General features: G+C 56.6%; 8 protein-coding genes. 5 read left to right on the plus strand and 3 right to left on the minus strand.

The annotated features are described in order from the left end of the window. Positions 1-245 precede the first annotated feature (245 nt). Positions 246-1,352, minus strand: coding sequence for a ParB/RepB/Spo0J family partition protein (locus RA28_RS10115; protein WP_039527486.1), 1,107 nt, complete (start codon positions 1,350-1,352; stop codon positions 246-248). Further along, entirely contained in the window at positions 1,349-2,656 is a 1,308-nt protein-coding gene (locus RA28_RS10120) for an AAA family ATPase (protein WP_039527490.1), read from the minus strand. The genes RA28_RS10115 and RA28_RS10120 overlap by 4 nt, the downstream gene beginning before the upstream one ends. 468 nt (positions 2,657-3,124) lie before the next feature. Here RA28_RS10120 and RA28_RS10125 point away from each other — a divergent pair, with 468 nt between their 5' ends. The 3 genes from RA28_RS10125 (at position 3,125) to RA28_RS10135 (ending at position 6,709) form a co-directional block, all read left to right on the plus strand. Next, positions 3,125-3,808 (plus strand): DnaA N-terminal domain-containing protein, encoded by a 684-nt coding sequence (locus RA28_RS10125; RefSeq protein ID WP_039527493.1) that lies wholly within the window; start codon positions 3,125-3,127, stop codon positions 3,806-3,808. 256 nt (positions 3,809-4,064) lie between these two features. Beyond that, positions 4,065-5,813 carry an ABC transporter ATP-binding protein gene (locus RA28_RS10130; RefSeq protein WP_241481101.1) on the plus strand — a complete coding sequence of 583 codons (1,749 nt, stop codon included), beginning with the start codon at positions 4,065-4,067 and terminating at the stop codon, positions 5,811-5,813. 23 nt (positions 5,814-5,836) lie between these two features. After that, positions 5,837-6,709: a glycosyltransferase family 2 protein gene (locus RA28_RS10135; protein WP_052261409.1), complete on the plus strand. Its 873-nt coding sequence runs from the start codon at positions 5,837-5,839 to the stop codon at positions 6,707-6,709. 24 nt (positions 6,710-6,733) lie between these two features. Here RA28_RS10135 and RA28_RS10140 read toward each other — a convergent pair whose 3' ends face one another. Next, entirely contained in the window at positions 6,734-8,044 is a 1,311-nt protein-coding gene (locus RA28_RS10140) for a UDP-glucose dehydrogenase family protein (RefSeq protein ID WP_039527499.1), read from the minus strand. Positions 8,045-8,280: 236 nt separating this feature from the next. On the opposite strand from RA28_RS10140, the gene RA28_RS10145 reads away from it, so the two are divergent. Together RA28_RS10145 and RA28_RS10150 are read left to right on the plus strand one after the other, a co-directional pair. Then, positions 8,281-10,635 carry an alginate lyase family protein gene (locus RA28_RS10145; protein WP_082029796.1) on the plus strand — a complete coding sequence of 785 codons (2,355 nt, stop codon included), beginning with the start codon at positions 8,281-8,283 and terminating at the stop codon, positions 10,633-10,635. A 175-nt stretch (positions 10,636-10,810) separates the two neighbouring features. Then, positions 10,811-12,391: an ABC transporter substrate-binding protein gene (locus RA28_RS10150; RefSeq protein ID WP_052261410.1), complete on the plus strand. Its 1,581-nt coding sequence runs from the start codon at positions 10,811-10,813 to the stop codon at positions 12,389-12,391. Positions 12,392-12,444: the final 53 nt, after the last annotated feature.

The following is a 12,444-nucleotide window of genomic DNA, read 5'->3' on the forward strand; positions in this document are numbered from 1 at the left end:
AATCAGCGCCATCGCTTTGACATTCTGAGTTAGAGTTCCACCCGGAATTACACTCGAAAGCGAAACGGAGTCGCCTTTCGCCTTAAGCCGCTGCACGCCAGTTCAGCCGCGCTGTCCATTCCGGGGCGCGTCCACGTCAACCCTTGTCGCTGCTCTCAACGCGCGACGCCTGCCCTGCCCTACCATCAAATGAAAAAGGCGCCGAACACCTGGGCGCCTTTTTCCTATCTGACTGTCTAAAGATCTTACCCGTGGGTAATATCTTCCTCTTCACGCAGGTCATCAATCAATGTGGCGATTGCCTGTTCGAGCTTCGCCCGGTCCACGCGCGTAAAATCCAGATTGTACCGCACCTCCATGCGCCCACTGGAAGCAGAGCATTTTGCGATCCCTGCCCGGCCGGGAACCTGAAACGTTGTCTTGGCCCGCCTCGGTTTTTCTGCGCTTTGCGCCCGTGGCTTCGCATCACCTTCTGCCTCACGCGTCAGGAAACTGCGCAAAATAGCCAATTCTTGCGCACTATCGCGATCGGGCTCTTTTAAAAGTGCGGTGCTGAGTTGGCGTATCAGACCCGGCTCACCGTCCAGCTTTCGCTTTAGATCCACACCCACGTTGCGCGGGATTTCATTGGGGTGCTCCAGCACTTTGTCTAGCATCATGAGCAAACTGGCAAAAGCGCGGATATAGCTGCGCTTTGTGTAACTGGCCGATTTAAACAAGACCGTCACAGCCTTATCCACGTCCTGGCAATCATTTGCCGGGTCTTCAGCGTAGGCTCGCGCCAAGGCCCCCATTTCGGCAAATGAGATATCCTTGCGGATCAGGTTCTCATCAACCATGCGCCGATAACTGTCGTCAAGATTGGCCGCATCCGAAATGCCGGCTGGAATCTGCGCGTAACCGGAATCGCCGGTTTCTTCCAACAATGCCCGATACGCAGAAAGACGCCGCATGCCCTGGATCAAATCAAACCGGCCATCTGCACGGCGCTCAACACGGATTGGATTGGACAGGCCGATGTCCTGAATGGAGGCCTTCAACTCATCCAACTCCGGATCTGGGCCAGGCTTTCGATCACGCGTCAGCTTTTCGCTGACCACTTTTTTAAGATCGATGTGTTCTGTCACCAATCCCTCGGAGCGCAAGCGAACCAATTCATGGGCCAGCCGATCGTTTTCGACCCGAATGGCATCTTCGGTGGATTGTTGATCCTTGAGCGCCTCAGCGTTTTCTGAAATTGCTGCCGCCATCGGGCCGCGCCGTTTTTCAAGCACCTTGTCAGGCACTTTTCCTACTGGGATATCCTCCATAGCCGGCAAGTCGATATCGAACATTCTGCGTTTACGGCTCATGCTTCATCCTCCAGCTTATCCCAGGCCGTCAGCATTACGCCCCGGAATTCTTCGTACACATTGTCAAATGTCGATCGTGCGCGGCGCCACGTCTCGCGCGTCATCTCGCGGTAATCCATCTCGTAAACGGAACTTAGGAAACGGCCTGACTGCTCCACAGCTCGGGTCATTTCGACCGGGTGTTCCGCCAAGTGTTCGCCAAAGACCTTGCTGAAAGCATCATACATTGCGAGGTGCAGAGCATTTCCGGGTTCATACCGTGTCAACAGGAAGCGGATTTCACAAAACGTCTTGGGCAAGCCGATCTTACCCGTGGGTAAGGTCTTGTCGAACCCGTATGCCAGATCCTCTAGCGCCTCGGCCAATTGACCTATGAAGGAGGTGGTCGAATCGTATTCCCAATATCCGGGGCCCGACGGGATGTAGAGCATATCCGCCGCAAACACGGCGTTCATTGATTGATAGCCAATGGCTGGCGGACAATCGAACAGGATCAAGTCGTAGGCGTCATCCGGGATCTGATCAAGGTATCGAGACACCGCCGCAAAGAACGACCATTCCGGATTGAGATGCCGGTACTGGGCGGACGCAAATTCCACGAAGGCCGCATTGGCGCAGGATGGAACAGCATCAATCGTCGACCAGGACGTTTGCTTGATGAAATCTGAAATCCGAAGGTCGCCGAGCCCCATATCGGTGATTGAAGGCGGCAATTCGCGGCGGGGCAGGGCGGTTCCCGACTCGGCCGCTGCGGGGCGGTTGTTCATTCGCTGGGTCTCTCGGATCAGGTCCCTGGCCATGATACCCCAGACCGTGAAATCTTCGGCCACGTCCGTCAGGCCCATAGAATGACTCAGGGTCGCCTGCGGGTCGAAATCCACGACCAGAACACGATACCCGTCCAACGCCGCCGCATGGGCAAGATGAAGGGCAACCGTGGATTTTCCCGCGCCGCCTTTGAAATTCGCCACGGCAGCGCGAATAGCACGCTTTCCGGCAGGGCGCGGCGGCATCAGCACCTTTCGGTTGAGTTTGAGCCGGCGGCGCAGCTCATTTACTTCCTCCAGGCTGAACCACCGCTGTCGGCCTTCGGGCTCAACCTCTCCACCCGGAAGAGAGGGATCGGCGGCCAACTTGCCGCGAAACGTGGACTGGTTGATCCGAAAGATCAGCTCGGCCACTTCCCAGCTGGAGAACCGGCGCAGCGTCTTTTCCATTTCCGGGCTGAAAGTCTGGCGGCGAATCCATCCCTGCAACTTGAGAGATTGCGTTCGCAATGCATTAAGGTCTTCGTGCGTGTACATGCCTCGGGTCTCGTTCAATGGACGTAAAATTTGTTGTACTTGCTATTTACGCCCGATTTGCAGTTTTGGCAAAAGAAATTATTGTAGCATTCACACCTTACCCGCGGGTAAGAAAACAAGGGCCTTCCGGGCTCTGAGCGATTCGCATGGCGTTTACCGGGTGATGGTGCGGTTCGAGAGGAACAGACCGCAGCATTTAGGGGGTCAACATGGCGCTACACACCCCATTTGGGGGGACATAACCATGAAATAAGGGGACACTCTGATTGTCCCCCATCACCAAAGATTCACCAATTTCTTTCTATTTTGATTGCAGCCAAAGCAACCGCGAGGCACGAATTTCGACCCCGGGCTTGACAGAATCGGAGCGATGGACGCTAATCAGGGCACGATAGCGAAAAGCGTTGGTCAAAGACGCGATTAGGGGGCATAAGCCCTTTCGAGGCAGATAGAGCGGTGAGAAGGATAATGCAGGTTGCAAAACCGGTTGGACGTAACGCGTCCGCTTTAAAATACGATATCCTATCTGCCCTGACCGTCTATGCACTGTCAGGGGACAAACACCGTCATCGTACCATCCTTCGCGTGATGTCCCTGATCACGACACGGTACAATTGGCGAAAAAACGAGCTGTCGATCGGGCGCGAAGAAATCGCACGCATCTGGTCGGTGGATGAACGAACCGTCAAGCGAGAGATGGCGAAGCTGCGGACAAGCGGATGGGTCACGGTCAAAAGACCTGCTGCCCGTGGAAGGGTTGCTGTCTATGAACTGGATCTGAAACAAATCCTGTTGGATACGTCTGAGGTCTGGCCAACGATCGGCTCTGATTTCCAGGACAGAATGCAGACAGACCCCGAACCAAAGACAAATGTTATTCCATTCCAGTCGAAACCGGCTCCACCCGAATCTGGCGACGGAGGTATTTGGACCCAGGTCCAATCAATACTGCACCAGCGCGACCCCGAGCTTTGGTCCAGTTGGTTTCAACACCTCAGCGAAGCCGAAAGGGCAGGGGGAAATGTGACCCTTGTGGCCCCGTCGCGTTTTATGGCCGACTATATTTCGCAAAAATGGACTGCGCGCGTCCTGGCCGCTTACAGCAGGGTTGACCCCTCAATTCGCGCGGTGCGGATCGAGTCCGTTGAGTAGGAAAAAGAGCGATGCGGTGAAAGAGGCAATTGGATGACGTTACGACAGTTTCACTTGATATCTGCTGCGCGGACACCTTTTTGAGCAAGTCCGGGCCGCGGTAGGTGCGACCCAGACCGGTCTTGCCCCAGGTAGGGTTGCCGATTATCTAGCGTAAACGGCTCAGAAACCGGCAAGGCAAGACGCTGGTTCGTTCCGACTGTAATGACTGTGGAATTTCGCTTTGCTAAAGTTGAAACAAAAGTTCACCCAAGGTTTGGATGAATCGATCCTGTGGCGGCTTCTGTCCGAAAACTTACGGTCGCAGATGGTTCCCTACATCATCGCCATTATTGCGATGGTATTTGTCGCGGCCACAACGGCTGCTGTGGCATTTATCATGCGGGACGTGGTGGATTCGCTGTTTGACAGCGAAAACGCGGCACGGGTCGTGGCGGTTTCGATCGCGGTGTTCGTCATTTTCCTTATCAAAGGCATCGCGACATATGTTCAGGTCGTCGCAATGACGCGGGCCGGGAACCGAATTATCGCAATAAAGCAAATCCAGCTTTACGATAAACTCCTACGGCAGGGTGTTTCCTTTTTCAATCTGACCGAAAGCTCGGATCTGTTGATGAAGGTGACGCAATCGGCAAACGCCGCCCGCACAGTGATCGAGTTGATCGTGACTTCGGCAGTGCGGGATACCTTGACACTGATTGGTCTGGTTGCGGTTATGTTCTATCAACAGCCGGTCCTGTCGCTCGTTACGCTCATCATTGGACCGCTTGCGATCTGGGGTGTGCGGACGCTGTTGCGCAAGGTGCGCGAGATAGCGGATATGGAACTGCAGTCCATGTCGGCAATCATGAAGGTCATTCAGGAAACCTCCCGCGGTATTCGGGTCGTTAAGACATTCAGCCTGGAAGAACGCATGGCAGGCCAGATGTATTCAGCGGTCAAAAGCGTTGAAAAACGGCGCAACAAACTTGCTCGACTCAAGGCAGCAACCAGTCCGCTGATGGATATTCTGGCCGGTTTCGCGATCGCCTCGGTCATTGGGTTGAGCGCGGCAAGCCTGTTTGGATCGCGGGGTTCGACCCCGGGCGAGCTGATGTCCTTTGTGACCGCTCTGATGATGGCTTATGAGCCCGCCAAACGCTTGTCCAAGGTCCGCGTGGGACTTGAGATCGGACTACGCAGGGTCCGCATGCTGTACCAGTTGCTGGACGAACCCGAAACCTTGCCCGAGCAAGAGAACCCAGCGACCCTGCCGGATGGGCAGCGTGAGGTTGTCTTTGACAATGTCACCTTTGGCTATCGTCGTCGTGAACCTATCCTCAAGGATCTCTCGCTGACGTTTGAGGCGGGCAAGACAACGGCGCTGGTTGGCCTGTCGGGGGGCGGAAAATCCACCATCCTGAACCTCGCATTGCGCCTTTACGATCCGCAAACAGGTGCCGTTTTGATCGATGGGCAGGATATCAAGCACGCTTCGTTCAAGACGCTGCGCAACAACATGTCATTTGTCGGGCAAGAGACGTTCCTGTTCTCGGCTTCGGTTGCCGACAATATCCGCTTTGGCCGTGAAGGGGCAACGCAGTCTGAGGTGATCGAGGCTGCCAAGGCGGCAAACGCCTATGACTTCATCATGAAGCTCGAAAATGGCTTTGACACAATGGTCGGCGAGAATGGCTCGTTCCTGTCTGGGGGTCAGAAACAGCGTCTGGCGATTGCGCGCGCGCTGTTGCGTGACAGTCCGATCCTTTTGCTGGACGAGCCGACGAGCGCATTGGACTCCGAATCCGAACATCTGGTACAGGAAGCGCTGAACCGCCTGACCAGCGGGCGCACAACGATTATCGTCGCGCACCGGCTGTCCACGATTCTTCATGCCGACAAGATTGTCGTAATCGAAAGCGGACAAGTCAGTGAACAGGGCAGTGCCCAGAAACTGCTGGAAAAACCGGGGCCGTTCCGCAAGCTTTATGACCACCAATTCTCTGGTGCTATCAAAGCAGGGTAGACGGATATGGGACGAACCGCCTGATGGATGCTTCGGTCATTATCCCGACCTATCACAGTTGGGGTCAGGCACAGGCCTGTCTGGACTGTCTGGCAACGCAAACGCTGGCCCTGGACAGGTTTGAGGTTTTGCTGGTCAACAATGACCCGTTGGATCCGATTCCTGCGGGGTTCCGCCTACCGCCCAATGCGCGGGTTTTGGAAGAGGCAAAGCCGGGCTCTTATGCGGCGCGCAACCGGGGGATCGCCGAAGCGACCGCGAACCTGCTGTTCTTTACGGATTCGGATTGTCTGCCGGTGCCGGATTACCTTGCCGCCGGATTGCGCGCCGCACAGTTGAATCCCGAAGTAAACCGTTTCGGCGGGGATGTCGTTCTGACTCCGAATGGCGCGGACTGGACCAACACAGAACTCTATGACCGCTACCTGGGTCTGGAACAGCAAAAATGGGTTGAGCGGGGCAGGGCGGTCACTGCGAATCTGATTGTTCGTCGCAGCCTGATCGACAGGATTGGCCCGTTCAAGGATACGGTACTTTCCGGCGGCGACATGGAATGGAACGACCGTGCCAAAGCCGCAGGCGAGCCGATTGTCTTTGCCGCAGAAGCTGCTGTCCGCCACTCGGCACGGGGCAGCTTGCGCGAACATATCGCCAAGGCCCGCCGGATCGAAGGCGCGCGTCTGCGCAGGAATTCAGGCCGAGGATGGGTGAACTACATTCCCCCGATCCAAAAGCTGATCCCGTCCTTCAAAACGCTGGGCAAACTGCTTCGGAACCCGGACCTGGGCGCCGGCCAGGCATTCTCTGTCTGGGGTGTTCATTACGTAATTCGCGTGGTGAAGATCACCGAAACGGTTCGCTTGTTATGGTTTCGGCAACCAGATCAAAGGACGTGATCGCGCCGGTGTGGAACGGGCACGTCAATTGCCGATGCCGACACCAACATACGTTTCGAACCCGGCGCTTTCGGCCATCGCTGGTGAGTACACGTTGCGCAGATCGACCATGCGCGCCGTATTCATTGCGTCGGCCATTTCCGTCAGATTCAGCGCCCGGAATTCGTTCCATTCCGTCAGGATTACAACGGCATCCGCGCCTTTTGTGGCCTCATAGGGGTCGTCCATCCATTCGACACCCGGCAGCAGGGTCTCGCCTTCGGCCCGACCTTGCGGGTCCACCACGCGCACGCGCGCGCCGCTGCCAATCAGGGCGGGCACAATCGTAAGTGAGGGCGCATCGCGCATGTCGTCGGTATCTGGCTTGAAGGTCACACCCAGAACGGCAATGGTCTTGCCGTTGAATTTGTCGTCACAGACATCGCGGATTTTCTCGATCATGCGGCCTTTGACGCCGTCATTCACGCGAATGACCGTTTCGGTGATCTGCATCGGATAGGCATGATCCTGTCCTATACGCGCCAATGCCGCCGTATCCTTGGGAAAACATGACCCGCCATAGCCTGGGCCTGCGCGGAGGAACTTGTTGCCAATTCGACCGTCCAGACCGATGCCGCGGGCAACCTCTTTTACATCGCCGCCAGCACGTTCGCACAAGCCCGCGATCTCGTTGATAAACGTGATCTTGGTCGCCAGAAACGCATTTGCCGCGTATTTGATCAGCTCAGCACTTTCCAGATCGGTGGTTATGATCGGAAAGTCCCGCAGATACAGCGGGCGGTAGATTTCGCCCATGACCTGACCGGCGCGTTCGCTTTCAACACCGACAACCACGCGATCGGGCCGCATGAAATCGTCGATTGCGGCCCCCTCGCGCAGAAATTCCGGGTTCGATGCAACATCAAACTCAGCGTTCGGGTTGGCGGCCAGTACAGCCTCGTGAACCTTTCGATTGGTTCCCACGGGCACGGTCGATTTGGTGACCACGACAGTATAGCCGGTCAAAGCTTCGGCAATCTCGCCCGCAGCAGCCATCACGTAGGTCAGGTCCGCGTGACCGTCGCCGCGCCGCGTCGGTGTTCCCACCGCGATAAAGACGGCATCCGCACCGTCAACGGCCGCCGCAAGATCCGTGGTAAAGGTCAGACGACCGGCCGCAACGTTCTTGGCCATCAATACGTCGAGGCCGGGCTCGTAGATCGGGACCTTGCCGGCTTGCAGCATCTCGATTTTCTCGGCGGCTTTGTCGACGCAAATCACATCGTGGCCGAAGTCCGAAAAACACACTCCTGACACGAGGCCAACATATCCGGTGCCGATCATTGCAATGCGCATGCGTTCAAGTCCTCTTTGAGCGTGTTGAGCCGGAATACGCCTTTCAACAAGCGGGTTTCAAGCGGATTTTGCCTATGCCGGGCCGTTCGGCGTGGGTCCGGAAGGAGCTGTTGCGGACGGATGAAATGGGTGCCTGACCCCACGCCGCCCACGAATCCGGGACGGGATTTGGCATACTGCGAGACATCGCGGCAATTCTCGGATATGCAGGTTTTTCCGGGCTATGGACTAAGCGAATGACGGCAAACGCAAAAGGTGGAACAAAGGCGCCCGCCTCGTCCCATGACAAGAAGGTCAGGCGCAATCGGCTTTTGCTGTTGCTGTCGCCGCTTATTGTTCTGTTTTCTCCGGTTTTGCTGCCGGTCTACTACGTCATGCGACGCCGAAAGGGAAAGCCGCTGTTCGGCAGCAGGAAACGGGCAACGCGTTCGCCGGTTGCCCCGGTTGGTCAGATGGGACGTATCGCAGGTTCGTTGGATCGTGTGCCGCCGGCGCCAATTGATATGGCGGAGGAAGAGCGCATTGACGCGATGCCTGATACCTTCGCCTTGTGCCGGGTAATCGGCAACGATCTTGTCCCACGGCACAAAGCCGGGCAATCGCTGGAAAACGTGCGGTTCATTCTGGAAAACGAGCCTGAGCTGTCGAATTGTCGAAAACTGTGGGTTTTGAATCGTATCTTCGACCCTGAGAACGAGGCCAGATTGATCAACCTGCTTGAACAGCACGGGCAAGATTATGAGCGCATACCTTATGACGCCGATGCGTTGCAATCCACCGGCTTTGACTTTTCTACGATCGAAGACCCAATGGTTTTTGTCGATGGCAGGCTGGACCAGCTGGACGAGAAATGCAGGTTGCCGTTGATTGCGCAGGCGTACCGGCTGCGCAACAACTACGTCATGAACAACAACGGAGCACGAAACGTCGCGCTGGGGCTGTGTTTGAAACACGCGAAATGGGCGCTGCCATTTGACGGAAATTGCTACTTTACCGAAAGCGCGTGGCAAGCTGTGCGCAGCGATATTATGAGCCGTCGAGACAAGCGGTATTTCACCGTTCCAATGGCAAGGATGCTGGATAATCAGGACCTGCTGGCGGACGATGTCACCCCCAACGCGACAGAAGAACCTCAATTGGCCTTTCGCTGCGATGCGCCGCTGAGATTTGACGAAGCGCATCCCTATGGCCGTCGCCCAAAGGTCGAATTGTTCCTGCATCTTGGCATTCCGGGGCCTTGGGAAAAGTGGCCGGTTGCCCGCTTCGATATCCCGCCGCGCAAGGTTTCGCCCGAAGGTCACCGCGTGGGGCAAGCAGGCTGGGTGGCGCGGCTGTTTTCCGGTCAGGCGCAGTTGGAACAGGATACAGGCAATACGATCCGGGACCGAGGCGTCGCGCGAAATCAAGCCATTCGGGCAACGTTGGACATGCTTGAGGCGCGTCCGGTTCGCGCGCAAGCAAGCTCTGGCCAGCCGGTGTTTTACAGCGCGGCGGAGCTTGACGCATTATCCGCCAGTCCTGCAGACCCGGATTACGACGCCATTCAGGCGACCGCCGATGCGGCGCTGACACGGGGACCGTTTTCAGTTGTCGACAAACCGGATCCCGGGCCCAGTGGGGACAAGCATGATTATTTTCACCCGGCGCCCTATTGGTGGCCAAACTCAAAGAAGGCAGATGGACTGCCGTATGTCCGGCGCGATGGTCATCGCGTGCCGGGAACCGGACTGTATGAACCGGACAGCGATCGTTTTGACCGCACCCGCCTGCAACGGATGTTTGACGACACAACGGCGCTGGCTCTGGCGGCGCGGATCACCGGGGATGAGGCGTATCGGGATCACGCCAAAGCGCTGATCAGGACTTGGTTCCTGGAACCCGCGACACGAATGAATCCAAACCTTTTTTACGCTCAGGTTCGTCGGGGTCACAACAATGACCGAGGGTCGGACAATGGCCTGATCGAGACAAAGGACTTTTACTTTTTCCTCGATGCCGTCCGCCTGCTGCAGCACGATGAGATTTCGTCCGGGGTGCAAAGTTGGTGTGCGGAATTCCTGAACTGGCTTAAAACCAGCGACCAAGGGATCAAGGAATGCCGGAACGAGAACAATCATGGCACCTGTTTTGATCTGCAGGAGGCTGCTTTGGCGGCGTTTCTGGGGGATGCAGACTGCTTGCAGCAGGTCAACCTGAGGGCGCAGGCGCGCCTTCTGGGTACCATCGAGGAAAATGGCGCGCAGCCACATGAATTGACCCGCACGATGACTCAGCACTACTGCGTGTTCAACGTGCAAAGTTGGATCAATCTGTTCAACCTGATGGAGGGTGCGGGCCTGCGTCCGTGGGACAGCGCCGCTGCTGACAGGTTGGTGCAGGCAATGCGGCTTGTGCTGCGGGATTCTGCAAATGGCTGGCCGAATGCACAGGCCGAGCCGTTTGACTTGGCGCGGCTTGCGCCAATTGATCAGGAACTTTGTCGTCGCACGGGCCAGGGCGTCTTGCAGATCGAAACCCCACCGGCCTGTTTCCACCCCCACGATGGGATTGCACCGTTTTGGCGGCAGGCGCGTTGGGGTTCCGCAAAATAGACGCTGAATGGCGCGGCTTTTGCATGCAGCGAGTTTTTCAAAGGGCAGAGCCGGAGCGTTGCGGTTCAATCTGCTGTTGCAAGTTTCGGAATGATCTGGATGATCAAATCCACAAAGATCGGAAAATCCGGTTAACCGCGCTGCCGCGCGGGAAAAATAAAATGGGGAGAATATTATGTCTTTTAAGACTCTGATGGTCGCCGTCAGTGCGACCGCAATGATTGCTGCCGGAGCTTCGGCAGAAACGCTGCGATGGGCCAGGGCGGGGGACTCGCTGACGCTGGACCCACATGCCCAGAACGAAGGCCCGACCTCGACCTTCGCGCATCAGATCATGGAAACGCTGGTCATGCGCGATCACTCTGGCGCACTGGTCCCGTCGCTGGCGACCGAGTGGGCGCCATCCGAAGAAAACCCGAATGTCTGGGTGTTCAAATTGCGCGAGGGCGTGACCTTCCATGATGGTGCAGAGTTCGACAGCGAAGACGTCGTCTTTTCGCTGAACCGCGCAATGACACCGGATTCCGACTACAAGGAGTTGTTGGCCTCGGTCAAAGAGGTCCGCGCGCCGGACAAATACACCATCGAAATCGAAACCGACGGCCCCAACCCGATCATGCCCAACAACCTGACCAACATGTTCATGATGGACAAGGGCTGGGCCGAGGCGAACAATGCCGTCAAGGTTCAGGACTATGAAGGCGGCGAGGATACCTTTGCGGCGAAAAACGCAAACGGCACCGGCCCGTACAAACTTGTCAGCCGCGAACCGGATGTGAAAACCGTTTTGACCGCCAATGAGAATTATTGGGGCAAGGACGAGTTTCCACTTGAAGTGACTGAAATCATCTACACGCCGATCCAGAATGCCGCGACCCGCGTTGCGGCACTGCTTTCGGGTGAGGTTGATTTCATTCAGGATGTTCCGGTGCAAGACCTTGAGCGTGTCGCCGGTACCGACGGTCTGGATGTGCGCACCGCGCCGCAGAACCGGGTGATCTTTTTCGGCATGAACATGGGTGATGCCGATCTGGGATCAGATAGCGTTGATGGCGCAAACCCGCTTGCAGATGTACGGGTCCGTCAAGCGATGTCGAAGGCGATCAACCGCGATGCGATCAAACAGGTCGTGATGCGCGGCCAATCCGCCCCCGCGGGTATGATCGCGCCGCCTTTCGTGAACGGCTGGGACGAGGGTATGGATGCGTCGTCCACCACAGATCTGGAAGCGGCAAAAGCGTTGATGGCCGAGGCTGGTTATCCGGACGGTTTCACACTGACGCTGAACTGTCCCAATGACCGCTACATCAATGATGAGGCGATCTGTCAGGCCGCAGTTGGTATGCTGGCCCAGATCGGGATTACGGTGAACCTGGACGCCAAACCCAAGGCCCAGCACTTCCCGTTGTTGTCCAACCTCGAAACCGATTTCTACATGCTGGGCTGGGGTGTTCCGACTTACGACTCGGAATACATCTTCAACTTCCTGGTTCATACCAAGGGTGAGAAATACGGTTCATGGAACGCGACCCGGTACAACAACCCGGACCTTGACGCCAAAATTGTGGCGCTGGCCTCGGAAACCGATCTGCCGGCCCGCGATCAGCAGATCGCGGAAATCTGGCAGGTTGTTCAGGATGAGCAGCTTTACATCCCGATCCACCACCAAGTTCTGAACTGGGGCATGAAGTCGGGTGTTGGTACGATTGTCGAGCCCGAGGACTCACCGAAGATCAAATACTTCACCATGCAGTAGGGTGATGTTTGAAAAAACGGTCAGGGCGCGAGATCGCGCCCTGACTTGTTTCT

This window comes from Ruegeria sp. ANG-S4 (assembly GCF_000814005.1).
In the GTDB taxonomy this organism is placed as follows: domain Bacteria; phylum Pseudomonadota; class Alphaproteobacteria; order Rhodobacterales; family Rhodobacteraceae; genus Ruegeria.